The organism is Shewanella sp. JNE2 (assembly GCF_023159115.1).
GTDB lineage: Bacteria > Pseudomonadota > Gammaproteobacteria > Enterobacterales > Shewanellaceae > Shewanella > Shewanella putrefaciens.
The window spans coordinates 47,680-71,581 of sequence record NZ_CP096170.1 but is presented as its reverse complement, the minus strand read 5'-3'; the positions used below and the strand labels follow the sequence as shown (position 1 = coordinate 71,581).

General features: G+C 52.4%; 29 protein-coding genes. 9 read left to right on the top strand and 20 right to left on the bottom strand.

The features are described 5' to 3' along the window. Positions 1-4 precede the first annotated feature (4 nt). From MZ182_RS20835 to mobH, 4 genes are read right to left on the bottom strand one after another with little or no spacing between them, the layout of a single operon-like run. The gene (locus tag MZ182_RS20835) at positions 5-634 is read right to left on the bottom strand and encodes a DUF4400 domain-containing protein (protein WP_000743450.1); all 630 of its coding nucleotides are present in this window, start codon (positions 632-634) and stop codon (positions 5-7) included. Continuing rightward, positions 591-1,136, bottom strand: a complete 546-nt coding sequence (locus MZ182_RS20830; RefSeq protein ID WP_000228720.1) for a hypothetical protein — start codon at positions 1,134-1,136, stop codon at positions 591-593. The genes MZ182_RS20835 and MZ182_RS20830 overlap by 44 nt, the downstream gene beginning before the upstream one ends. 49 nt (positions 1,137-1,185) lie before the next feature. Beyond that, on the bottom strand, positions 1,186-3,051 hold the full coding sequence (gene traD, locus MZ182_RS20825) for a conjugative transfer system coupling protein TraD (RefSeq protein WP_000178856.1): 1,866 nt from the start codon (positions 3,049-3,051) through the stop codon (positions 1,186-1,188). Further along, a complete protein-coding gene (mobH, locus tag MZ182_RS20820) occupies positions 3,048-6,026 on the bottom strand; it encodes a MobH family relaxase (RefSeq protein WP_001337757.1) in 2,979 nt (992 codons plus the stop codon). Before mobH ends, traD begins: the two co-directional genes overlap by 4 nt. A 167-nt stretch (positions 6,027-6,193) precedes the next feature. On the opposite strand from mobH, the gene MZ182_RS20815 reads away from it, so the two are divergent. Genes MZ182_RS20815 through MZ182_RS20800 form a run of 4 tightly spaced genes read left to right on the top strand, consistent with a single transcriptional unit; the run spans position 6,194 to position 9,721 of the window. Beyond that, positions 6,194-6,811 (top strand): hypothetical protein, encoded by a 618-nt coding sequence (locus MZ182_RS20815; RefSeq protein ID WP_001249396.1) that lies wholly within the window; start codon positions 6,194-6,196, stop codon positions 6,809-6,811. Continuing rightward, positions 6,793-7,026, top strand: coding sequence for a hypothetical protein (locus tag MZ182_RS20810; protein ID WP_001191892.1), 234 nt, complete (start codon positions 6,793-6,795; stop codon positions 7,024-7,026). Before MZ182_RS20815 ends, MZ182_RS20810 begins: the two co-directional genes overlap by 19 nt. After that, complete coding sequence (locus MZ182_RS20805; RefSeq protein ID WP_000366822.1) at positions 7,026-9,218, top strand: DNA topoisomerase 3; 2,193 nt, start codon at positions 7,026-7,028, stop codon at positions 9,216-9,218. The genes MZ182_RS20810 and MZ182_RS20805 overlap by 1 nt, the downstream gene beginning before the upstream one ends. A 14-nt stretch (positions 9,219-9,232) precedes the next feature. Continuing rightward, the gene (locus MZ182_RS20800) at positions 9,233-9,721 is read left to right on the top strand and encodes a hypothetical protein (RefSeq protein ID WP_000468105.1); all 489 of its coding nucleotides are present in this window, start codon (positions 9,233-9,235) and stop codon (positions 9,719-9,721) included. 91 nt (positions 9,722-9,812) lie between these two features. Here the strand turns inward: MZ182_RS20800 and MZ182_RS20795 are convergent, their stop codons facing one another. The 11 genes from MZ182_RS20795 to MZ182_RS20745 all read right to left on the bottom strand — a co-directional run bounded on the left by MZ182_RS20795 (position 9,813) and on the right by MZ182_RS20745 (position 16,171). Continuing rightward, positions 9,813-10,091, bottom strand: coding sequence for a hypothetical protein (locus tag MZ182_RS20795; protein ID WP_014386427.1), 279 nt, complete (start codon positions 10,089-10,091; stop codon positions 9,813-9,815). A gap of 232 nt (positions 10,092-10,323) precedes the next feature. Continuing rightward, positions 10,324-10,941, bottom strand: a complete 618-nt coding sequence (locus MZ182_RS20790; RefSeq protein ID WP_000464631.1) for a hypothetical protein — start codon at positions 10,939-10,941, stop codon at positions 10,324-10,326. 93 nt (positions 10,942-11,034) lie between these two features. Then, complete coding sequence (locus MZ182_RS20785; RefSeq protein ID WP_000362482.1) at positions 11,035-11,253, bottom strand: hypothetical protein; 219 nt, start codon at positions 11,251-11,253, stop codon at positions 11,035-11,037. 205 nt (positions 11,254-11,458) lie between these two features. Continuing rightward, positions 11,459-12,115, bottom strand: a complete 657-nt coding sequence (locus tag MZ182_RS20780; protein ID WP_000268551.1) for a hypothetical protein — start codon at positions 12,113-12,115, stop codon at positions 11,459-11,461. After that, positions 12,115-13,542, bottom strand: coding sequence for a DNA cytosine methyltransferase (locus tag MZ182_RS20775; RefSeq protein WP_000936896.1), 1,428 nt, complete (start codon positions 13,540-13,542; stop codon positions 12,115-12,117). Before MZ182_RS20775 ends, MZ182_RS20780 begins: the two co-directional genes overlap by 1 nt. Before the next feature lie 3 nt (positions 13,543-13,545). After that, positions 13,546-14,046 carry a hypothetical protein gene (locus MZ182_RS20770; RefSeq protein WP_000647189.1) on the bottom strand — a complete coding sequence of 167 codons (501 nt, stop codon included), beginning with the start codon at positions 14,044-14,046 and terminating at the stop codon, positions 13,546-13,548. An 8-nt stretch (positions 14,047-14,054) separates the two neighbouring features. After that, positions 14,055-14,366: a hypothetical protein gene (locus tag MZ182_RS20765; RefSeq protein ID WP_002210541.1), complete on the bottom strand. Its 312-nt coding sequence runs from the start codon at positions 14,364-14,366 to the stop codon at positions 14,055-14,057. Positions 14,367-14,371: 5 nt separating this feature from the next. Continuing rightward, positions 14,372-14,878, bottom strand: coding sequence for a hypothetical protein (locus MZ182_RS20760; RefSeq protein ID WP_000566600.1), 507 nt, complete (start codon positions 14,876-14,878; stop codon positions 14,372-14,374). Beyond that, positions 14,871-15,545 carry a thymidylate kinase gene (locus tag MZ182_RS20755; RefSeq protein WP_000344151.1) on the bottom strand — a complete coding sequence of 225 codons (675 nt, stop codon included), beginning with the start codon at positions 15,543-15,545 and terminating at the stop codon, positions 14,871-14,873. Before MZ182_RS20755 ends, MZ182_RS20760 begins: the two co-directional genes overlap by 8 nt. Next, positions 15,520-15,801 (bottom strand): hypothetical protein, encoded by a 282-nt coding sequence (locus MZ182_RS20750; protein WP_000044824.1) that lies wholly within the window; start codon positions 15,799-15,801, stop codon positions 15,520-15,522. The genes MZ182_RS20755 and MZ182_RS20750 overlap by 26 nt, the downstream gene beginning before the upstream one ends. Next, positions 15,794-16,171, bottom strand: coding sequence for a hypothetical protein (locus MZ182_RS20745; RefSeq protein WP_001125905.1), 378 nt, complete (start codon positions 16,169-16,171; stop codon positions 15,794-15,796). The genes MZ182_RS20750 and MZ182_RS20745 overlap by 8 nt, the downstream gene beginning before the upstream one ends. 318 nt (positions 16,172-16,489) lie before the next feature. On the opposite strand from MZ182_RS20745, the gene MZ182_RS20740 reads away from it, so the two are divergent. After that, positions 16,490-16,633, top strand: coding sequence for a hypothetical protein (locus MZ182_RS20740; protein ID WP_000939033.1), 144 nt, complete (start codon positions 16,490-16,492; stop codon positions 16,631-16,633). A 91-nt stretch (positions 16,634-16,724) separates the two neighbouring features. After that, positions 16,725-17,360, top strand: coding sequence for an N-6 DNA methylase (locus tag MZ182_RS20735; protein WP_000074431.1), 636 nt, complete (start codon positions 16,725-16,727; stop codon positions 17,358-17,360). A gap of 52 nt (positions 17,361-17,412) precedes the next feature. Here MZ182_RS20735 and MZ182_RS20730 read toward each other — a convergent pair whose 3' ends face one another. The 4 genes from MZ182_RS20730 to MZ182_RS20715 form a co-directional block, all read right to left on the bottom strand. Next, the gene (locus MZ182_RS20730) at positions 17,413-17,685 is read right to left on the bottom strand and encodes a helix-turn-helix domain-containing protein (protein WP_000703827.1); all 273 of its coding nucleotides are present in this window, start codon (positions 17,683-17,685) and stop codon (positions 17,413-17,415) included. A gap of 48 nt (positions 17,686-17,733) precedes the next feature. Beyond that, positions 17,734-18,915 carry a ParB/RepB/Spo0J family partition protein gene (locus MZ182_RS20725; protein ID WP_001207227.1) on the bottom strand — a complete coding sequence of 394 codons (1,182 nt, stop codon included), beginning with the start codon at positions 18,913-18,915 and terminating at the stop codon, positions 17,734-17,736. Positions 18,916-18,918: 3 nt separating this feature from the next. After that, positions 18,919-19,704 (bottom strand): ParA family protein, encoded by a 786-nt coding sequence (locus tag MZ182_RS20720; protein WP_001151304.1) that lies wholly within the window; start codon positions 19,702-19,704, stop codon positions 18,919-18,921. A 173-nt stretch (positions 19,705-19,877) separates the two neighbouring features. Then, on the bottom strand, positions 19,878-20,189 hold the full coding sequence (locus MZ182_RS20715) for a hypothetical protein (protein WP_000338945.1): 312 nt from the start codon (positions 20,187-20,189) through the stop codon (positions 19,878-19,880). A 306-nt stretch (positions 20,190-20,495) separates the two neighbouring features. On the opposite strand from MZ182_RS20715, the gene sul2 reads away from it, so the two are divergent. Genes sul2 through MZ182_RS20700 form a run of 3 tightly spaced genes read left to right on the top strand, consistent with a single transcriptional unit; the run spans position 20,496 to position 23,011 of the window. Further along, a complete protein-coding gene (gene sul2, locus MZ182_RS20710; RefSeq protein WP_001043260.1) occupies positions 20,496-21,311 on the top strand; it encodes a sulfonamide-resistant dihydropteroate synthase Sul2 in 816 nt (271 codons plus the stop codon). 60 nt (positions 21,312-21,371) lie between these two features. Then, positions 21,372-22,175: an aminoglycoside O-phosphotransferase APH(3'')-Ib gene (gene aph(3'')-Ib, locus MZ182_RS20705; RefSeq protein WP_001082319.1), complete on the top strand. Its 804-nt coding sequence runs from the start codon at positions 21,372-21,374 to the stop codon at positions 22,173-22,175. Beyond that, positions 22,175-23,011 (top strand): aminoglycoside O-phosphotransferase APH(6)-Id, encoded by an 837-nt coding sequence (locus tag MZ182_RS20700; RefSeq protein WP_000480968.1) that lies wholly within the window; start codon positions 22,175-22,177, stop codon positions 23,009-23,011. Before aph(3'')-Ib ends, MZ182_RS20700 begins: the two co-directional genes overlap by 1 nt. Before the next feature lie 60 nt (positions 23,012-23,071). On the opposite strand, the gene MZ182_RS20695 is transcribed toward MZ182_RS20700, so the two are convergent. Continuing rightward, positions 23,072-23,776 (bottom strand): IS6-like element IS26 family transposase, encoded by a 705-nt coding sequence (locus MZ182_RS20695; protein WP_001067855.1) that lies wholly within the window; start codon positions 23,774-23,776, stop codon positions 23,072-23,074. Between the last annotated feature and the right edge of the window lie 126 nt (positions 23,777-23,902).

Sequence of the window (23,902 nt, the reverse complement as noted above, 5' to 3'; positions counted from 1 at the left end):
CTCCCTATACCCGTTTCTGGAGGTTGCCGAACGTCAGGCCAACCAGGACACAGCACGTCATCATTGTCATCGGGATGACAACCGGATCGAGCGCTATGGGGATGAAGAACGCGATGAACAATCCGGCCATCAGGTACATCGTTCCGCGAACGCTATAACGATGGAGAACCGGACTCGCATAATCGAAGTTGGTCCGCTTAATTCGCCATGTCATCATCCCGTCATATACCGCAGGTACGAACAGGATCAGCATATAGGGAGCCCACGCGGCTAACAGCGCCAACCGTGTGTAGAACTGGTAAATGACGTTGACAAAGGCTTCCATGCGGCCTTTGACCCACACAAACCAGCCCTTGCCCATATCCTGCATCCCCTTGGACTTCTGGCGCTCCTCTTCTGATGGGATCAGCGTTTGGTACATCCCCTCATAGAAGCCTGAATCAATAACGCTCGACCTGAACCAGGTAGATGCTTTGTTCTGTATCCAGTCTCTTGCTTCGACACCAAGACTCTGTTCCACCAGCACGGATTCCCTTTTGATGGCTCTGTCTGTCCAGTCGCCAGGGATCAGCAGCAATATTGCCAGCAACTCAATAACCAGCAGCCATGCGACCAGCAACCACGGCTTCTTCATAGTCGGTTCTCCTTAAAACAGTTTTCACGCTCTCACAGGTGATGAGCTCATACAGCAAGCCACGCAAAGAGGTCTCATCCTCATGGGGCTGCGGGTTAATGGATAGTTCTCCTGGATGGGAAGAAAGCCACAGTGAGAACGACTCTCCTGAATCGACAGACCATGAATCACCGCCACTATCGACAATTTGCACTTCCAACGCCCGGCAGGTTTCGGTGATCAGGGTTTCCAGAAATGCCCCAATTCTGGCCGGGTCTTCATATTTCTCTCTCTGCTCATGAAACACGAGCTGGCTGTAGCGATGCAGAGCTTCTTCAATGATCGGGTAAATCACAGGCTCCTGATTAGCCTTAATCCCGTCTGTGATGTAGCAGCTCAGCTTCTCGATGATGGCCTCCGATGCAGGCCAGTCGAATTGGAGGATGCTCAGGATGTGAGCGTTCTTGCGGCCACGACTTTTCAATTCATTCATAACCCTGTCGAAAGGGTTCACATCGACCATGATGGCTACCTCGTAATCTCTATACTTCTTGTCACACATAGCTCTGCTCTTACTGGGTCAATATGGGCAGACGGCCTTTTACGATTGTTCCGCCTGAAATTTTGGCTATGTATTCCAGGTTCGGAAGCATTCCCAATAACTGGGCTGGGAACAGATCAGCTTCCTCCTCCATCAAACGCTCGCCTTGGTTGCCTCCGTGCATAATGGGCTCCTTGCCATCCGAGTTCTGGCCTTGAGTCCGCATGACGTACTTGAGCCGGGTCTTCGGCAGGTTATCCGCGATATACTCCTGGGTTTCACCATCGACGATACGCAGAGCAAACGTGTTGTTGATGTTCCCCAACACCTGGAGCGCTTTGTCTTTGCTACCCAGTCGAGCTGCGAAGTCAGCAAAAGTCTGAGTTGCAACGAAAAGACGAAGTTTCGCACCGCGACCTTTGTTCAGGAGCTGGATGAACGGGTCGTTGATCACCTCGGCAGCCTCATCAACAAAGATATTTACGGGTCTGTTGTTGACGCCGTAGTTGTATCTGTCACCGGCAACCGCTGTCAGGTCTGACAGGAAGATGGACCCCATAGCACTACCAACCATGTTGTCGGTCAGGGAGTCGAGCCCCAGATAAGCAACTTGAGCGTTGTTGATGATTTTTGCGGAATCGGTGATCTGGCGTTCGTCGCTCAGATCAGATGAGTCTGGAGACAGCAGAGGGCCTAGCTCCCCGGACGTCAGCATATTCATGATCGGCAGGAGGTTCGCCACCATCTTGGAGAAGTGGGTTTGGTCGTGCTGGAACATCGACAGCAAGCCTTCCAGGTCAGAGTTCGGGTGCTCAGGTTGGATGATGTCGTAGTAGAACTTCATCAACGCGAAAGCGATCTTCTCACGCGAACCGTTTTTGGCTTTTTCCAAGTAAGCCGCTGCTTCTGCCTCCCAGTCGGGCATAACTCGCTCTGAGTAAGCCTGAACGGCCTTGATGACCAAGCCAGCAGCGCCACCTTCAAGGAATCGGCGGAGCTTTGTCAGGTTGGGACGATCATGAGTGATGACCAAGCCCTGAGCGATGTTGTTCAGTGCCTGCCATCCAAATGATTTGAACGGGTCGGCCCCTGCTTCGGACGGGATCAACGCTGCCAAACGACTTGCGATTTCAGTCACGCGGGTGAAGTTACGCAGAGGGTCGATACGCACCGACTCTTCCGGGAATGCTGGATGAAATGAGACGAATCTTTCCGGCTGCCCCATAGCTTCACAGGCACGTCGGGCATTGTCCCGCATCTCCTTATCCCCTTTCGGGTCTATGATGATCACGGCTTCCCCACGCAGAATGGCCTGTGAAATCAGGATGTCGAACATACGGGTCTTGCCCGAGCCGGTGGTCCCAACGATCAGCGAATGCCCCTCAGTGTGCTTGAGTGGCTGCATCAGCTTCTCTTCTTTGGGCTCTACCCCGTGAATCCAGGGCTGGCCGATTGGCAGCTCCTTTTTCTTACCCTGTATCTTCCGGACAACCTTTTTGACCGTGGACTCTCTCCCTACGATGGAAGTCCAGTCGCGTTTCAGGATCTCAAACACGCGCTGGGCATGGCGGTTTTCCCACAGGAACCCACTACCAAGCCACATATCGTCCGGCGTGTCCTTGATGTACTTTTGGAGCTCCGCAATGGAAATAAACTCCAGATCACGCCCCTTCAAATGCTTTTGGAGCAGGTGAAGTTTGATAGCCTTGGGCAAACGAGCCATCGCCATCACGCCACAGATCCCCGTCATCCAATAGAATGGCTCCGGCGGCATCGTGCTGACTTGCTCTACGGCCAAAGCCGCGCCGGAGGCGGCAAGCCAGCCTGCTACAGCATTTTTTTCATAGTTGGGCCGCCACGGCATCTCGTAGGCGAGCGGGTCATAACTCATTGTCATGTTTCATTTACCTCTAAATACAATTTTCCCTGACGTTTCTTGAGCAAAGGGCGTCTCTGTGCCCGGCTCAGCATCCCGCAGAGGATGTGTTTGCTGATGCCGATGTTTTCACCGGCAATCATGTCGAAGGCTTTGTCACTGGTTACTAAGCAGCCATCCTCTTCCAGGACAGGTGTCACGAGCCATCGGCCCGAGCGTTTTTGGATCATGTCCTTGAGCATCTGGAGTGCTTTCTGAGGCGTAACACCAGACGGCAAGAAATCTTCCGCGTTGATGTCTTTCGGGTTTGTTTTCGCCTTAGGCGGCTCAAACTCCCTAACCTCTGGATCTTCCCTTTCTCGCACCTCGACGTGTCCCAATTCCTTCTCACGCTCAACTTTGGGCTCAGGAGCCACCGGTTGAGCCTCCCGCTTAGGAAGGCGAGCCACGTTCTGTTTTTCTTGGACCGGCTTGCGCTGTTGCTCTTCAACCGGAGAAGTAACATCGACCTTCTTCTCCTTCGGCTGTGGCTGGGAGTCCTTACCTTTCGCCTTTTGTTCAGGCGAGGCTTTACCGGCATTAACCTCAGGCTTCTGCTGCTGCGCCTTTTTTCGGCTTTGTTGTTTCGGTGCAGACTTATTTTTGCTTGCATCCAAGCCAGGGGGAGAGACGAGCTCAAAGGCATCCTGGTATCCACCCATTGACGCCTCGGCATCCTTAATGGCCGCCACGACTGCATCTGAAAGCTGCTCCGCCAGTACAATTGCCTTCACTCCGCTGAAATCACGAACTTTGCGACCTGGCATAATCGGGTCCGGAACAATCGCGTTGGCGTGGGACAGCTTCGAGAGAACCTCTGACGGCGCACCCAGCGACCGAGCGCCATCCGGGTACAAAATGACGGCTTGCCCCTTCATCAGGCATAGGACTTCGCCCAGCGTCGTTTTACCTTCCAAAACAGGCATGATCGCTTGTTCAAGCAACGCCGATGCTTCCCCGTATCCAGACAACATCTCAACGAGCAAGGTCTTTGCGTCCTTCTCATGCTGATTAACGTTGTCCGTATGCGGCATTTCTGGCGTGTGCGTTGGTTGTTCTGGTGCGTCAGTCAGCATAGGGAGCGGCTCAATCGCCCATGATGGCGGTTCATCAGAACCACCGAACATTGGAAAGTCATCGCCCTGCAGGGAGTTTTGTTCTTGTGGAACGAAGTCCTGTTTTGGCTGCTCCTCTTGCTTTCCGGGCATTGCCACATCTGGGATTTCTGAGTTTGTTGCGTCAGTGCTGGTTGTCTCTGCCGATGCGTTGAATGCGTCAAACGGGAAGTCGATGTCCCCCAGTCCACCCCCAACATCCTTGAGTGCTTGTAACGGATTGTCGTTTGCCAAAGGTGGTGCGTTTTTGGCAATGTCCTGAGGGGACAGATCCTCTTTTGCCTCTGGTTTATGGGGTTGTTTCTCCGTATCACTCTTCGGTTTTGCTTTGCCCGGTTTGCTCTGCGGCTTACCCTTCTTGCCAGCGTCAGGCTTAGATGATTCCGTTGGTCCCGCATCTTTTTGCTCTGGCTTCTCCTCGACAGCATCGGAGGTGCTTTTCAGCATCTCCATCGCATCACCAAAGCCAAGGCCAGCTAGAGCTTTCTCTGCTTCCTGCTCTGCGGCCAACATGTCATCGTTCAGAGCTGCTTCACCTTCCTCTTGGTCGTCACCGTCATCGGCTTCCTCAGGATCAACGAACTCAATCTCAGCGTCCTCAACATCACCAACAACTTCCGCAGCAACAGCCGCAGGAGGCTCAGTCGTAAACACCAGGTCGTTTGATTCGAGTCGGAGCATCAAGATCTTCACCGAACCCGCCGCCTCCTGGAGCATCTCAGGCAAAACTTCCCAGTAGCGGTAGTACGCACGTTCACCCTTCTCCTGCACCGTGTTTGGTACAGCAAAACCACGTTCGATGAGAATGTCGGCCAGTGTGTCAGGGTCTCGTGGGATACCGGGGATCTTGTCGTGGCTGATCAAGTCATAAAGGTCCCCAAGCTGTTTCCAGGCAATGAATACACCTTGGTTGAGGTGCCAGACTTTCGCGCCTGGCTCATTGACCTTCCATTTTCCGGTTTTAACCAGGCGGCGGATGGCATCGAACACGTAACGCTCGACGGGCACACCATAGGAGAACTCGTCCACATCGAGACGACTCTGGCGAAGGTCCCGTGAGACGCTCTCTTGGTCAGCGCGAAGCATCAGCTTGGTCACAGGCTGATTGACGCTGGTTCCTGAGATAGCTTCCAGCATCGCTTCCATGATGGACGGGCCAGACTTGGACAGAAACTCCCGAGTCTCAGCCGGAATAATTCGATCCACCGCCAGCAGCGAGAATTGCTCATGTCTTTTGTGTCGCTTGTCGCGCCACCGGATAAAGTAACGGTCGATTTCGTGACGGTGTGCCCAGTCATGAAGTGACTCCGAATACGGGTTCCATGTGATTGACCCGTCTTTGTCCGTAATGGACACATCCGAGAGCGGTTTACCCACATCATGCAGCAGCCCAGAGAAACAGCTCGCCAGTCTCCAACGCGGCTCATTGTCACGGCGTTCCCGAGGCGTCCCCTCGATGGAAAAGATAACTGACTCAGATGCCTGAGCTGCCCAGAAGGCCACTTCAAGCCCATGTCGGAACAGACCACCAGCGCCACGGTGGTGGTGTGATTCGGAAGCTGGCAACAGGTGAACAAACGCGGCATACCGCTGGATCACCGGCAAAACAAGCCGGTTGAAGTCGTCCACAGTGAAACCGAGAGAGTTCCGCACTTTCTCAATCAGTTCAGCTTGGGTTGCCAGTATCTTGTCTAGTGGGGCCACTGGCAGGCCCTTGGCAAAAGGTGGGTATCGAGGGATTTCTTCATCTTCCACGTCTTTAAGCGGCAACACTCTGGCGCTCGGCGCGGTCTCGATCACTCCACTTCGCCCACCAAATAACTTGTTAAGGGCTTTCAGCATGTAGGTTGACCATATTCCTATCGTATTTCTCGTCGCTACATGCTCTCAAAACACCTTTAGATCGCACACACGCCTATCTGTCCAATTTGGGCAGTTTGAGAAACCAGCTTTCCATCCCCCCCCTTTTAGAATGGGCTCATCGACAATTTTTGATGAGGAACGACACGATGAGACAACTGATAGCAATTCTGGGAGTGGCAATTCTGGCCGGGTGTGCCTCTAACGCCCCCGAGCAAAAGCCTCAGCCCCAGACTGCCCCTGCCGAAAATGACAAACCTGCCCGAGTTAGCCGGGAACTGTCGATGGCATGGGACAACATGGGGCGCGGTGGTGCTGCATTACGTCAACCTGGTTATATCCATGTGCTGGGCGACGGTAATGTCAGCGCAACGATGAACAAGGTCAAAGATGACTCCGCTGGTTCAGATAAAACTCCAGCAGGGATCAAGCAGCACGGGGATGTGAACGAAGCCATCAATACCTTCAAGTCCATGAATAAAGGCAAAGGCTACTCGCTGTACGAGTTGTCACGCTGGGAACGCTATTGCGATGGCGGCAAAGGTATGGACGAGCACGATTGGCGCTTTGTGGAAGCCGAGGGGACTACAAACATCCCCAAGGATGTTGTAACCGGCTGCATACCACCTACCCACACCTATCAAGATTATCTGAATGCCTGGACGCACTTTTGCACCAGCCAGGCTGTAACTGACGCAGATCGCCGCATTGTGCGCGAGTCCGTGCGTCCCTATTCAGTGGTGAACCCATGCAAAGCTCTGAAATAAGAAACCAGACAGAGCCAAGCCGTAAGGCTGAGCTCTTCGACGCTTTATCAATCATGCTCCAGGAGGCCGGTTCGAGGGGTAATTCCCGCGAAGCGGCCTATGTCATTTCTGGAGTCCTCGAAAACCTCTCCAGAGACTACCCCGAAGTCAAAGGTCTGGCCCAAAGCTGGGCTGAGCTGGCGAATCTGGAATCAAAGATGAGAGGAGCTGCTTAATGGACCTTTATATCTGCGAGAAGCCTTCTCAGGCCAAAGATTTGGCTGGCGTAATGAAGGCCTCCCAACGAGGTGATGGATTTCTCCATGATGGAGGAAACCGCGTTATTACGTGGGCGTTCGGCCACCTGCTGGAATTGTATATGCCAGACGATTATGACGAACGCTACAAGTCATGGTCACTGGAGACCCTCCCTATTGCACCAGAGTCATGGCGGTACAACGTTCGCAAGAGTGCGTTCAAACAGTACAAAATTGTTGAGGGACTGGTCAAAAAGGCGAGCACCATCTACATCTCAACGGACTACGACCGAGAAGGTGAGGCTATCGCCCGTTCGCTTCTGGATCGATTCCGCTACTCTGGCCCTATTCGCCGGGTTTGTTTGACGGCTCTCGATGAGTCAAGCATCAAGAAAGCGCTGAACAACGTAAAGGATGGCAAGGATACGGTCTCACTCTACTACGCCGCATTGGCACGGCAACGCGCTGACTGGTTGGTAGGCATGAACGTGAGCCGCCTCTACACAGTGCTGGCCCGAGATGTCGGCTTCAACCACACTCTTCACGTTGGCAGGGTTATCACCCCAACCGTCGCTCTTGTTTGTCAACGGGACCGAGAGATCGCCGGTTTCACCCCCTCACCATACTGGACTCTGGGTGTGAACGTGTCCGTACAGAATGGACAGTTTGCCGCCCAATGGATACCACCAGAAGAGTGCAGTGACGAGCAAGGCCGGTGCGTCAATAAGGCCTATGCCGAGCAGGTAGCCTCCCAGGTCAATGGTGCCAATGCTGTTATCAGCAAAGCAGAAACCAAACCAGGTAAAGAGTCAGCCCCCCTCCCCTTCGATCTAACGTCGCTGCAACAATACGCAAGCAAACGATGGGGATACACCGCTCAGCAGGTACTGGATGCAGCTCAAGCTCTGTACGAGACGCACAAAGCGACCACCTACCCTCGTACTGATAGTCGTTATCTACCCGAGAGCCAAAAGGAAGACATTCCGGACATTCTCCAGGCGCTCATTTTGTCCGATCAGAACGTCTCTGGGCTGGTGGCTGGCGCAGATCCTCATCGCAAGGCCAGGGTATTCAATGACGCCAAAGTGACCGCGCACCACGCGATCATTCCAACACCGGCCAGAACAGACATCAGTGCCATGTCTGAGATCGAGTTCAATCTTTACGACGCCATCCGTCGTTTCTACATCGCGCAGTTCTACAGCGAGTTCGAGTTCACCAAAACCTCCATCGAGGTGCAGTGTGGGCGTCACCTCTTTGCGGCCTCTGGTAAGACACCTGCCAAACAAGGCTGGAAGGTTTTGTTTGCTTCTGATAGTGAAAGCAGTCCCAAGGACGAGGGGGAAGACACCGACGCGCCGGTTGAACAAGAGAAGCTCCCCAGGGTTAGCCAGGGCGAACCCGCTTTGCTTAATGGTGCCGAGCTGGCAAACAAAATGACGCGGCCAGCACCGCACTTCACCGAAGCCACATTGCTTGCCGCGATGGAGAACATTGCCCGGTTCGTGACTGAGGAGAAGTTCAAGCAAATTCTCAAAGACACAGCCGGTTTAGGCACTCCAGCAACACGCGCAAGCATCATCCAGGGCGCTGTTGATAAAGGCTACTTCAAACGTCAGAAAAAGGTACTGCTTGCAACTGATAAGGCTCATGCGCTTATCGCAGTGCTTCCACCAGCCATCAAATCACCCGGCATGACTGCGGCTTGGGAGCAGGAGCTTGAGAAAGTCGCCTCCGGCTCCGGGAATATGTCTGTCTTCATGAAGCAGATTTCCACCTGGATCTGCCAAATGGTTGAGCAGCTCAAAGTGCCCGCACCGGTTCTGACCAAAGAAGGTGGCGCGATGGCTAAAGCCTTCGAGGGCGCTAAGCCGCCTTCACACGAATGCTTCAACTGCGGTGGAGAGATGCACCGGATCAAAGGGAAGAACGGATTTTTCTGGGGCTGCCAGAACGAGGCTTGCAAGAAGACGTTCCCAGACAACCGAGGGAAACCCGAGAAGCGTATCGCGGCTGAGGATTGTCCAGACTGCCCAGATTGCGGTAGCCCGATGCGTCTCAGGAAAGGAAAAGCGCCCGGCAAGAAGCGAGCTTCTAAGTTCTGGGGCTGCACCGCCTATCCCGATTGCAAAGGCACTATGCCCTTCAAAAAGTCGGACTTTATGGATTGATAGAGGAATTAAGTATGTTTGGAACAATCATTTTAACTGCGATGCTCACCACCAGCTCAGCCACTGCCGAAGATGCAGGGAAGAACATCGCCTCAGGCTTGGCGGCGGCATCCGCCAGCCAAATGGGGCAGGCCGTAATGCCAACTTTAGCTACCAGCTCGGCCATTGCAAAAAGCGCAGGTAAAGGCATGGTGTCAGGTTTGGCTGCGGCGACTGCCAGCTACATTCCCCAAGACGAGCTGAGCTTTACTCGAAGCTATAAGAACTCTGAGGCTGTGGATATGGCAAAGGGCCTGGGGACATTGAAAGAAGCGCCTGAGTTTCTCTACGTTGTTACAGACGTAAATGCCAACATGGCGGTCAAATGCAAGCGCGTCTGGGAGCCTCAATCTCTGGCTTTAAGTCCAGTGATTGTTGAGCTGGTGGAACTACGTAAGACGAACAACAAAGACAGCTACGAACAAGCACTATCCCACCTCGATTGTTCAATGTTCACAGACTAAAACAATTAAGGGGCCGATGGCCCCTAATTTTTAATAACCCAATTTCTTTTGATACCTGATTTTCCTACCAAGCACAGTTGTCATACACCATTCAATTCACATGGATAGCGAATACTTCAACCGGACAATCTCCAAAGTGCGGGTGCGTTATAACACTCCTTGAGAAGCCACGCCAAGGGCGAATCTCTATCCTGGACATATCTCCAGCCTTTGGGTAGCCACACTTAACATGGACTTCATCATACTCGCGCCCCTCTAGTCTTTTTATCCAGTAGTCTGTAACGAGGCGATATTCATCTGGTTTTTCTCCAGATTTGATCTGATCGAAGTAAATCTTTTTTACGGGCAGATGAAGTATTCTCTTTTTCATAATCACCACCTGATAGCCCATCAGACTATCTAACTATTCGACAAAACATCCCTTTTTCAATTTCTGTCTCTCTCGCCTCATGGGCCAATACAATATCCGCGATAACACGAATATTCCCTTCATAGTTGCGAATGGCCGCATCCCTCATCGTGTCTAAAGTGTCCTGACACTTCGCTCGCCTGAATTTAACGAGCCAACTTTGCCGATCTATCTTGTCCACACCAAATCCCATTTAGCGAACCATGTATCCAGCTTTTTTGGCCGCAGCATCAAGCTCGGAGGAGAAGTTAACGTCGGACTTTTCTGCCGCGTTATAGAGGGCTCCACACTTGGGCCATGAGCGTCCTACCAGTTTCATCGCCAACGCATCCGCCAGCATTTCTCGGATCTGTGTTTCAGCCTCACCAAAATCGGCCAGAGTTTCGTCTATGCCCGACTCTTCCATCAGCTCGATGAGCTGTGGTTGTTTGAGCCAGACGCCTGTTTGCATTTCCAACTGATCTCTTGCATCGGCCACCAATTGGCGTTCAAGGGTTACGCCATTCACGGTCTTAACAAATTGCTTTGGCTGACGCTTTACCTTTTTTGGCCTGGACACATCAGAGATAACCGTCACCGGCTTCCCACGCAGTTCACGCGGCAACGGTCCACTTAGCCCCAGAACTAAGCGACGAGCGTACTCATGCTCGTATGGTTTCAACCCTCGACCTTCACGGTACATTTCAGTATCCACCAGCAGATCACCGCGCAGCCTCGCATTTTTCCGCACTTGTTCGGACAAGACCGATTTACCCTTCCCGCTGGCTCCCATTACGAGCGAGTGAGATTCTACTTTGTTATCAAAAAACATAATTCCGCCCCCAAGGAGGTGTTGCTATAAAACATGGTTTGAACATCCGTATTTTCACGGCAATAACCGCCGGATAATGCAAGACTCCCAAACCTAAATAGGTCTCCAGGTGATGACATCGAAGTCATAGCTGACTTCCGAGTTGTCGTCCGCCGTTCGCCACGAACAATCATCTTCCTGAACATGGATCAAGTCGTACTCAACAATTTTGCCCGACCAACATCCTTTAAGCTGGCAATGAACAGGCACACCGACGACCGGCATCTTGTCGTTGACGCTGATCCACGGTTCTTGCTTTTGATCCAGATCCACCGGTTAGTCCTCTATGAACGATTTAATGGATCGCCCATCAAAAAACAGTTTCCCAGTTCCTGATACCGAATGTACTTCTGGAGCTGCCTTCCCTTTCAGGAGTTTCTGATAGCGCACCGCGTCTTTGAGCTCAGAGATCCTGACGCCAATGAGTGTGGCCGTCTCCTCAACTGTTAAAATACGGTCCCAAAAGCTGGTGGCGCTGTTATTGCGCCCACCGATACTCTGGGCAACGCACTCTGTTCTGGCCGCTTTTCCCTTTGCCATTGGCAATGTCCTCTTCATTCTTCTCAGCCCCCAGCTTACTCAGTATTTCAGCTTTTGTAGCGCGATGGCCGCGCATTAAAAGAGCATTCAGCAGGTATCCAGTGAACACCTCTGTACTCGGCATACGGTCAAGCAACTCAACATACTGCTCATCCGTCAAATCATGGATCTCACAATATTTTTCCACCGCCTTTTCGTAGGCTTCTGCGTAGCCATGAGTGGAAATCCTGAAAGCAATATCCCCATTGCCGTAGCCTGGCTTTGTGACGAGAAAACAAGGCGCGAAGTAGGTTCTCTTCACCCCCATCCGGCTCCGGTTCTCAATGCTGATATAAGCCCTCAGCCCCTCAGCAATGATGTTTGGCCCGGAGTTGCGTCGCCGCTTACAAGTCTTATTCTGACGCTTCACCTCTTCTGCCTCAGCTTCCCACTTTCGGTCCAAGCTGTAGGCCAGCCGGTGAGCTGTTGCGTAGGAATACTCTCTCAAGGAGAAGTATTCCTGCCGGTAATCATCCGCCACCCCAACTGTTCGTGCGACACGGAACCCGACGAAACCGGCGTCATGGGTTCCCTCGCCGTAGTAAATGACTGCCATTATCTACCTTCCTTACTTCTGATACCGTGCTGCACCACGGTATGGCGACCGCAATTCACATTCAGGTGATCCCGAACTGCGGCCATGACCGCTGAATGCAATCTGTAATCCACACTCTGCCCAAGCGTTTCTGTCGCTTGTTCTTTTGCCATCCACGAAACATCAAAGCTATCAGGTATCGACATCAACTCCTGAACCAGATCGACCGATGGCTTGTAAATGCGGCCACCGTCTTGGATGTACACTGCATCCTTTACCCCACGATCCTGAGACTTGAGGATGGTCGGGCAACTGGTGCTTTCTCTCGTCAAGAACGCAGGCATCCTGCGAGAAGTTGACTCTCTGGCCTGAATTGACTTCAACACTGTGACGTCAGCACAATCCCCGAGGTGCTTCTCGATCACCGGCCACAATCGTCCACCAGCTCTCTGCTCAGGTTTCGGTGGAACGAACCCAGGGAAGACCGACGCCACCATGTAATAGCGTTCTCGCCCCTGGTAAGCGCCGAAATCCAGACCGTTCAAGACCATCTCAGTGAGGAAGTACCCCATCCGCCGCAGTGTCGTTCCCATCATCGCCCCGGCTCCGGATGCTTTGAAGTTCGGGACGTTTTCCACCAGCACGACGGCAGGGTTCACGACCTCGATCTGTTTTAGTGCCGGGTAAACCATGTCGAGCATGGTGGAGAGATCCTCAAGAGAACGCTCTTTGTCCCTTGGACTTTTGGCGTTTGAGTGGTCATCACACCCCAACGAGTAATGGGCCAAACCAATTGGTGGGCACTCCGCCAGCAAGGCTCCAAGGCGATCCAGCTCCAGGTGATGAATGTCTTCATTCAGCAGGATACGCGGGGAGCTGTTCACCAGCGTATTGAGCGCATGTACTTCACTCAGGTTCCGCCCGGATGCTCTGTCTCTGGCTTCAACTGGACGATGCTCCAAAACAATCTCAGCCTTCCAGCCAAGCGCTTCCATAACATGAATGTCTACCCCGCCAGTCAATGCCACAAAGGCACGGAAAGGGCTGGTTTTTCTGAACCGATCCGCAATGGCAAAGGCTCTGTTTGCGACAGGAGTGAAGACTACTCGGCCTTTTCGCATTTCGACGTGGAAACGCTCTGTATAGCGAGGGAAGCACTTATCTATGAGCCCTTGTCCAGAAAACTCAATAACGGTTTCCAGCGGGTTGTTGGAGCGACTCTTTGGTTGATACCGGCGCTGATAAACCTGGTGTGTCTGTAGTTCATCGGTCGCTGGGATCACCGAAAAACCGCCCATCCCCTCCCCTGGCTCAACGGCGATGCCCATACCTGGCTTGAACCCCATAACATCCAAAAAGTTGGACGAAACCCTAACCTTGCGTTTATCGCCTACTCGATTGAACGCAAGTTGTTTGGTTACTACGGAGGGGGAGACGATCGGTAACATTGGTCAACCTCTTTTCTTCTTGTTTTGCTCGCGCTTCACCATTGCTCCAGCAGCTTTCAGAAGTCTCTGGTTCTCCGCCAGCTCCTCTTGGAGTTCCTGAGTATCCTCTTCTGTCTGAGGCTTTTTCAGCTCGGCCTCGCAATATTGGACCTCTTCCTGCAAGCTGACTTTCGCAAACTTGAGAGCGGCCAGTCGCGTCGTATAAACGCCAAAAGGCAATTCGCCACCTTCCCGGAACTGCTTCAAACACCAGCTCGGTATAGATGGCAACCAACCAAAGTCCCCATTCTTCCGTGACCTTTTCCCCCACGTAATCCCATCTAACTTTTGGGCAAGATTGACATAGCGTTGATCGCTGGTTGAGTTGCGTCGTTTCTGAATAGAGCGAACTATCCACTCTGTAACCTCGACCTTTGCTTTATCATCATCAGAGATGTAATAAAGGGCTGCGTACAACACAGCGCCTTTACGAATGACTGATGGTGGGTATGCCTGGGCTTTCATCTATCCCCCTATCGCTTTTTCTGTCCGACAAGACGGAGATGATCGGCGGCCAAGTCATACTGCTCGTTTTTGTCGCGGCGGCGGAATCTGTCAAAAAACTTCCCTCGTGGCAGGGTTTCTTCCATAGCGATCAGGCGGTTCAGCCACACTTCTTGAGGTAGCATCCCTGCTGGAGTCGGCCCGAGCTTACGTCCTTCCTTGACGTGCTCCATTGTTTGCGTGGCAGTAAAAATCGCACCACCAAACTTTCTCCACTTGAATTGCAGGGGCATATCTGGAGACTCATCCAGCATCAATTTCTTATTGGTTTGTTCTGTCACGACAATTACTCCACCATCCATTCTTCACTAAGCAGGAACGCCCAGCGCTCTTCTGCTTTTTCTGGGTTGTCTTTGGCCTGTTTGATCATGATCTCGGCGGCGTTAAAGCCTACCTCTCCACTGAACCGGCCCCATGAATGGCTATGCCACTCGCGCATCACACTTCGGCCAAGCGATGCAAGTTCTGGACTTACACCCTCATGGAGGGCATAGAGCTCCCAAGCATCCCACCCGTATCGTAATAGGTTGTGCCCTGGGGCGTTAAAGGCCTGAGCAGCCTTGAACCGCTCTCCAGGCTCCTTCCCTCTAACATCCACACCCTGGAGCACCAACCCCATTACCACTTCAATGACCGGCTCGCGTTGCTTCTTTGCCAGCTCGATGGCAGCCACCAGCATTGCTTTGGCGTCAGCAAATTTCCCATGCCCTTGGCACATACCGCAGGTTTCTTTGGAAGGGGAAAAGTCATAAACACCGGAACCAGCACAGAGGCGGCATGTCATGTCAATCATGGGCTCTTCTCTCCTCATACTCTTCGATGCGCTCTTTCAGACGCTGAACCACTGGTGCGAGCTCAGGGATAGCTTCCGCTTCCTCAAGCGTGTATCGCTTGTCTTCCTGGTAATCGACTATTTGAGGAGGCCTTGGCTGTTTAGGGAACTCAGCAAAGTCATTCAGCGACATCGAGGTAGGAAGTCCTCCTTCAATCTCACCTTTTTCGTTGAGTGACTGGGTGACGATAAGCTGTGTTCCGCCCACCTCGGTATCAAAGCGGTCATCAAAGCGCTCACCGATAGTCCAGCCGCCACGGCCAAGAACACAGGTCGTACTCATACGTAGGCGATTGAATGCTTTAGCGTCATCCCAGTTCAAAGGATTTTCATCCATGAGGAAAAAAGGCGCTTCGTCCCGAACGAACACCTTGGACTTGGCGTTATCGAAGATCGGCCCAAACACCCCCTGCTGGAGGTATGGTTCGACCTTCTCTGCAAGATCCTGGTGCCCTTGAGAACGCAGCGCCTCATAGAGCTGGGTGATTGTTTGTTTGCCGGTGCCCGGAAGGCAGGACAATACTGTCTGCTTTTCCTCGTCACTCAGGCTTACCATTCTGGACAAAAAGCTGACTACCAGCTCGTTGTGCCCATCGACCGTTTCAATGTTGAGCTTGTTCTCGTCCATCTTCTTCCTCAGTAATCGGTTCGATAAATTCAATGGAGTCCATGCTTACATGACTGATAATGGCTTTCAGGCCGCAGCAGTCGCATGGTTCAAAGGTCAGTTCTGATCCCTTGGGAGACTGATGCGTGACCGTTGCCACAGCCCCTAGAGGGATCACCCCCCAGCCGTTTTTTAGTACCCGAGTAGTTCTGACCAGCCGACCTTTGTACTCTCGTTTCAGTTTCGGATGCGGCACTACCGCATATCGCTTACTCATTTCGGTCCCCTTGTACCAAAGGCTCGACAACCAGCTCTTGAGCTTCGTCCCAGTCGGACACCTTTGCATCACCAAACGCAAAGGCAATTCGCATAGCCACTGTCGGCCTGCCTATTTTCATCAAGTAAGCCGCAGCACCGGCACACATCGACTCTTGTCCCGAAGGTGCATAGTTACCCTCTTCATCCCATTCACCACCTGACTTTGAATGCACGGTCTTGTGGCAATGAAACGTCGTCATGTCGTTTTCAACGATGTCGTTGATGATGCCTTCTAATCGCCCAGGGACCAGCTCGATAGCGCCCTCCTTCCGGAATGGACAGTTGGCGCAAGGTTTCTTCAAACGGAGATGATTTGCTTGCTTTGGCATACATATCACTTTTACAGTATCATTTTATGATTCTATGATATAGCCATATTCCGTGTAGTCAATATCTCACTAACAATTACTTTCTATCGGACGCTTACGCGCCCATTTTGGGCAGATAGACAAGTTATTTGGGCGTTTGGAGTGTGCGAGGTGGACAGCGGGGAGACTTTCACATGTGAAAGTTTTGTTTCTTGGTATCGTTTTATTGTCCCTTGATATTATTTTATGATGCTGTAATAATCATAAATAAGGGCCGCATCGCTCTTCGACCTTCGTTGCAGCCCTTACAACACAATCAAGCAATTAAGGAGCTTTGTTATGCTGCAAGGCAATACTAACACGAATAAGCGCATCCCGCTCGCGGCGTTCATGAAATGGCCGCTGGCGAAACGTCAGGACTTCATCGACCGGGAAATGTCCGGTTGCCCCGACTTTATCAAGACGTCTTTGCTTCGGCATTAAGGCGATCAGGCAGGAAAGCAAAGAACCTCGCTTCGGCGGGGTTCTTCGTTTCTACCTCTTGAATGTTTCGTCAGAACAAACTGGAGCGCTTATGTCACCAGAAACACAGCAACTTACATCCAAGGCTTTATCTCTCATCGAGCAGTCCCGATACAGAATGGGCACATCTCGGTTTGTTGAGGCCTTTATTGACCAGTGGGCATACTTGCAGACTGGCCTATACCCAGCCAAGGAGGAGATCCCGGAAGAACTTCAGCCGGTCGCCTTCGAGCTCTCTCACGTCCTGTCTGCCGCCATTAAGCGCGACCCCACCAGCGATGTTTTGGGTTACGTCCTAAGCATGTCTGGCTTCCACAAGAAGGGCACCAATTACTTCCCCACTCCTCCAGAGATTGGCCGCTTGATGTCACTCATTGTTGGCTCACAGTCTTCGGCAGACTTTTATGAGCCCTGCTGTGGTTCTGGCATCAACGCCATTCATTGGATGGAAAACCTGATCGAGAACCACGGTCCCGAAGCATTGAGAGAAGCCTCAATCTACCTGGAAGACATCGATCCGTTGATGGTGAAGTGCTGCATGATCCAGCTATTCCATTATTTCGAGTCCCGCAATACCACTCCCAAAACGCTGAGTATCGTCGGCATAGACACCCTTAGCAGACGAACCAAGAACATCGCCTACTACGCCGAAAAACCTCCAGCAACCGCCGCTACCGTGGCAGCATAAAAAAACCCGCCGATTGGCGGGTTTTGCATTCAATGCGCTGCTCTATGGCACCTTACAGTTTTCCGTACCGGTTCAAGAACGAAGACCTGTCTAAGATCCCCCAGTCTGTCAGCATGTAGTAGCCGGTGGCACCTCGTTCGCCGGTAGACTCCCTGACGAACAAGATATTCATTCCGAACTCATCACGCAGGGCAGACAACTGTCTCTTGATCGTTGATTCAGGAATATTTGTTGCCTTGTGAAGGTCTTGGAGACTTGGCTTCTCCGTTTTAGACAGGGCATTCACCAAAGCAAATTTTCTTTTCATGTCCTGTGAGATCTTCATATTCACCTGTTCTTGACAGGCCCAACCTCTCTGGCTGGGCCTCCTTTATTAGCCTTCGACACTCAGGAGTTCAATGTCTGACACAGGCACATGAACATGCTTTTCCTTGCCTTCGCCATCGAGCGTTTTAACCCAGACAGTAGACGGAACCAGAGCAACACGGTCGGTCATGATGACTCCACGTTTGGTCTCGCCATCCAGGTTAACGTTGACAGCAAAAATCAAACTGTCAGCCCGGACGTTCTTCCATTCCTTGTCCTTCGGCAGAGGAGGAAGAGCATCACCGCCTTCTTCATCTTTGTCCTTGCCGCTGTTATCTGGCTGCTTGACAGGATCTTTGTGCTCACCCTCTTCATCACGCAAAGGGTCTTCGTCATCATCGTCCTGACCATTGGAATTTTTACCCCCTTCCAGTTCCTCCTGGGCAAGGTTCAGGTCGTCATTCCCGGTTTGTTCCGACGTACCATCCCCACCCGAGTTGAGGGATTGCTCGTCGGTGTTGCCAGCGCCAAGCTCATCATTCTGGTGGGAGCCAGTCAGTGGGCCTTTTTCCATTTCGTCTTTGATACGTTTGGCATCATTCAGCAGCTCACGGCTTTGTTTACGAGTAATCCCGTCAGACATAGCCACCGCGCAGACGGCGCGACATCTTTCTTCATTCAGATCGAACAAGAGACGAAGGTTATTCAAGGTCTCTGTATCAGAACATACTTCATTATCGTATAACTCACGCACACAGTCAGGTAGCTTGAGCAACGACAGATGCGTAGATACGAAAGTGATATTCTTACCGAGCCGATCAGCAATATCCTTTTGCTTCCAACCTTCTTCAATAAACAGGTTTAACGCCTCGGCAATCTCTACCGGAGTCAAGTCATCCCGCTGGATGTTTTCGATCAGCTCACCAGCAGTCTCGTCCAAGTTGTTCTGGACCTTATCATTCACCACCAAGTCAATGGTCTCGATACCAGCGTGTTTACACGCTCTCCAACGCCGCTCCCCTTTTTGGATGACGAACTTGCCTTCTTCGTTCTTCGGGAACACGATGATCGGAGACTGCTGCCCTTCGGTCAGCAAGGTTGCCGCCAGCTCTTCAATGTTACGGAAGCGCTTACGAACCTGGACCTTGGATACAACGTCGTCAACAGGTACGGTAAGAACCTCTTTGCCTTTCTTGCCTTTGGCGGCTTTAGCAAGTTCGGACAGGCCTTTTAAATTGTTCAATGCCATCGCTTAGCCCACCTTCTCTAATAGTTCTTCCAACACCGCCTCAACTTCTTTGGCCGCGACATGTCCATAGCGAAGCTCCCAGACAGGGATGCCATCAGTCGTCGCCGTATCGAGCGGAGGCCGGTGCATAATTTTGTTCTCAAACAACAGATCCGGAACTGTGTTCTCCAGCGACTTGAGGGCTTTGTCGTGATTGACAGAGCGGTCCATGTCGTTGATCACGATGCCCAGGATCTCCAAATCTTGGTTGTACGCCTCGCGCACACCAATAATCGTGTTCAGGAGACCTTCTACGCCGTCCACAGCGAAGCCAGAGAGCTTTACTGGACATGCCACATGGGTAGACATCACCAACGCTGCCACCAGCTTTCTGCCGAGGCTAGGCGGACAATCAATCAGCACGTAGTCGTAGTTCTCAAACAGCTCAGCCAAATGGCGAGCCGGATTCATGGCCTGGTCAAGAGGCACAGCCTCCATCTCAAACAGATCCGGGTCGTTTTTCGGCGTATGAATGAGGTCTGCACCGCAAGGGCAGTGCATGACCTCAATGCCGTCCAGCTCGTAAGCGAACAGCTCTGCGGTTTTGGTTCCTGTGAGGATGGGCTCGTAGTCACCATCCTCAAGCTCTCGTCTGGGGGCCAGTCGAGAGGACGTGTTCCCCTGACCATCCATATCCAAGACCAGCACTTTCTTTTTCTTCTGTAACGCCAGATAAAAGGCCTGCTGGATACAGAGGGTACTCTTACCCACTCCGCCTTTCTGGTTGGCGAAGCTGATTACTTTTGCCATACCCACCTCTATTTTGGTTTCTCGCAGGTGATCAAGACCACCCCCAAACTTTCACATGTGAAAGATTGTAGCGATCATAAAATGATACTGCAATATCTAATTATGGTTCTGTTAAAACAAACTTTAAACAAAAAAACGGCCATGAAGGCCGCTTATTGACAAGGTTTGTGCTGTCAGCGCAATTGATTTGCTGCTCCAAGCCCATTCGCCAATAACTGCATCGCATCGTTGAACAGCGCGGAGCCCCGTTCCGGTGTGAGCAATTCCGGCATATCTTCTCGCGGCCAAGTACCGGCTACTTGAATGAGCAAACTGGCAGCCCAGTGGATCTGCTTTTCTTCACTTTCATCGGCCAGAGTGCATACGACGGGGAAACCGTACTTACGCCCCCAGCGACTCACCTCTTTGAACGATACCAGCTCAGGCTTTTGCAAATCCCGGCTGTAGGCCTCAGCTATCATGTGGTTCAGTTCTTTAGCGTCCATTTATCCCACTCTATTGTAAACAAGACATTTTTATCTTTTATATTCAATGGCTTATTTTCCTGCTAATTGGTAATACCATGAAAAATACCATGCTCAGAAAAGGCTTAACAATATTTTGAAAAATTGCCTACTGAGCGCTGCCGCACAGCTCCATAGGCCGCTTTCCTGGCTTTGCTTCCAGATGTATGCTATTCTGCTCCTGCAGCTAATGGATCACCGCAAACAGGTTACTCGCCTGGGGATTCCCTTTCGACCCGAGCATCCGTATGAGACTCATGCTCGATTATTATTATTATAGAAGCCCCCATGAATAAATCGCTCATCATTTTCGGCATCGTCAACATAACCTCGGACAGTTTCTCCGATGGAGGCCGGTATCTGGCGCCAGACGCAGCCATTGCGCAGGCGCGTAAGCTGATGGCCGAGGGGGCAGATGTGATCGACCTCGGTCCGGCATCCAGCAATCCCGACGCCGCGCCTGTTTCGTCCGACACAGAAATCGCGCGTATCGCGCCGGTGCTGGACGCGCTCAAGGCAGATGGCATTCCCGTCTCGCTCGACAGTTATCAACCCGCGACGCAAGCCTATGCCTTGTCGCGTGGTGTGGCCTATCTCAATGATATTCGCGGTTTTCCAGACGCTGCGTTCTATCCGCAATTGGCGAAATCATCTGCCAAACTCGTCGTTATGCATTCGGTGCAAGACGGGCAGGCAGATCGGCGCGAGGCACCCGCTGGCGACATCATGGATCACATTGCGGCGTTCTTTGACGCGCGCATCGCGGCGCTGACGGGTGCCGGTATCAAACGCAACCGCCTTGTCCTTGATCCCGGCATGGGGTTTTTTCTGGGGGCTGCTCCCGAAACCTCGCTCTCGGTGCTGGCGCGGTTCGATGAATTGCGGCTGCGCTTCGATTTGCCGGTGCTTCTGTCTGTTTCGCGCAAATCCTTTCTGCGCGCGCTCACAGGCCGTGGTCCGGGGGATGTCGGGGCCGCGACACTCGCTGCAGAGCTTGCCGCCGCCGCAGGTGGAGCTGACTTCATCCGCACACACGAGCCGCGCCCCTTGCGCGACGGGCTGGCGGTATTGGCGGCGCTGAAAGAAACCGCAAGAATTCGTTAACTGCACATTCGGGATATTTCTCTATATTCGCGCTTCATCAGAAAACTGAAGGAACCTCCATTGAATCGAACTAATATTTTTTTTGGTGAATCGCATTCTGACTGGTTGCCTGTCAGAGGCGGAGAATCTGGTGATTTTGTTTTTCGACGTGGTGACGGGCATGCCTTCGCGAAAATCGCACCTGCTTCCCGCCGCGGTGAGCTCGCTGGAGAGCGTGACCGCCTCATTTGGCTCAAAGGTCGAGGTGTGGCTTGCCCCGAGGTCATCAACTGGCAGGAGGAACAGGAGGGTGCATGCTTGGTGATAACGGCAATTCCGGGAGTACCGGCGGCTGATCTGTCTGGAGCGGATTTGCTCAAAGCGTGGCCGTCAATGGGGCAGCAACTTGGCGCTGTTCACAGCCTATCGGTTGATCAATGTCCGTTTGAGCGCAGGCTGTCGCGAATGTTCGGACGCGCCGTTGATGTGGTGTCCCGCAATGCCGTCAATCCCGACTTCTTACCGGACGAGGACAAGAGTACGCCGCAGCTCGATCTTTTGGCTCGTGTCGAACGAGAGCTACCGGTGCGGCTCGACCAAGAGCGCACCGATATGGTTGTTTGCCATGGTGATCCCTGCATGCCGAACTTCATGGTGGACCCTAAAACTCTTCAATGCACGGGTCTGATCGACCTTGGGCGGCTCGGAACAGCAGATCGCTATGCCGATTTGGCACTCATGATTGCTAACGCCGAAGAGAACTGGGCAGCGCCAGATGAAGCAGAGCGCGCCTTCGCTGTCCTATTCAATGTATTGGGGATCGAAGCCCCCGACCGCGAACGCCTTGCCTTCTATCTGCGATTGGACCCTCTGACTTGGGGTTGATGTTCATGCCGCCTGTTTTTCCTGCTCATTGGCACGTTTCGCAACCTGTTCTCATTGCGGACACCTTTTCCAGCCTCGTTTGGAAAGTTTCATTGCCAGACGGGACTCCTGCAATCGTCAAGGGATTGAAACCTATAGAAGACATTGCTGATGAACTGCGCGGGGCCGACTATCTGGTATGGCGCAATGGGAGGGGAGCAGTCCGGTTGCTCGGTCGTGAGAACAATCTGATGTTGCTCGAATATGCCGGGGAGCGAATGCTCTCTCACATCGTTGCCGAGCACGGCGACTACCAGGCGACCGAAATTGCAGCGGAACTAATGGCGAAGCTGTATGCCGCATCTGAGGAACCCCTGCCTTCTGCCCTTCTCCCGATCCGGGATCGCTTTGCAGCTTTGTTTCAGCGGGCGCGCGATGATCAAAACGCAGGTTGTCAAACTGACTACGTCCACGCGGCGATTATAGCCGATCAAATGATGAGCAATGCCTCGGAACTGCGTGGGCTACATGGCGATCTGCATCATGAAAACATCATGTTCTCCAGTCGCGGCTGGCTGGTGATAGATCCCGTCGGTCTGGTCGGTGAAGTGGGCTTTGGCGCCGCCAATATGTTCTACGATCCGGCTGACAGAGACGACCTTTGTCTCGATCCTAGACGCATTGCACAGATGGCGGACGCATTCTCTCGTGCGCTGGACGTCGATCCGCGTCGCCTGCTCGACCAGGCGTACGCTTATGGGTGCCTTTCCGCAGCTTGGAACGCGGATGGAGAAGAGGAGCAACGCGATCTAGCTATCGCGGCCGCGATCAAGCAGGTGCGACAGACGTCATACTAGATATCAAGGGCACTGTTGCAAAGTTAGCGATGAGGCAGCCTTTTGTCTTATTCAAAGGCCTTACATTTCAAAAACTCTGCTTACCAGGCGCATTTCGCCCAGGGGATCACCATAATAAAATGCTGAGGCCTGGCCTTTGCGTAGTGCACGCATCACCTCAATACCTTTGATGGTGGCGTAAGCCGTCTTCATGGATTTAAATCCCAGCGTGGCGCCGATTATCCGTTTCAGTTTGCCATGATCGCATTCAATCACGTTGTTCCGGTACTTAATCTGTCGGTGTTCAACGTCAGACGGGCACCGGCCTTCGCGTTTGAGCAGAGCAAGCGCGCGACCATAGGCGGGCGCTTTATCCGTGTTGATGAATCGCGGGATCTGCCACTTCTTCACGTTGTTGAGGATTTTACCCAGAAACCGGTATGCAGCTTTGCTGTTACGACGGGAGGAGAGATAAAAATCGACAGTGCGGCCCCGGCTGTCGACGGCCCGGTACAGATACGCCCAGCGGCCATTGACCTTCACGTAGGTTTCATCCATGTGCCACGGGCAAAGATCGGAAGGGTTACGCCAGTACCAGCGCAGCCGTTTTTCCATTTCAGGCGCATAACGCTGAACCCAGCGGTAAATCGTGGAGTGATCGACATTCACTCCGCGTTCAGCCAGCATCTCCTGCAGCTCACGGTAACTGATGCCGTATTTGCAGTACCAGCGTACGGCCCACAGAATGATGTCACGCTGAAAATGCCGGCCTTTGAATGGGTTCATGTGCAGCTCCATCAGCAAAAGGGGATGATAAGTTTATCACCACCGACTATTTGCAACAGTGCCCTCTGATGTTACATTGCACAAGATAAAAATATATCATCATGAACAATAAAACTGTCTGCTTAC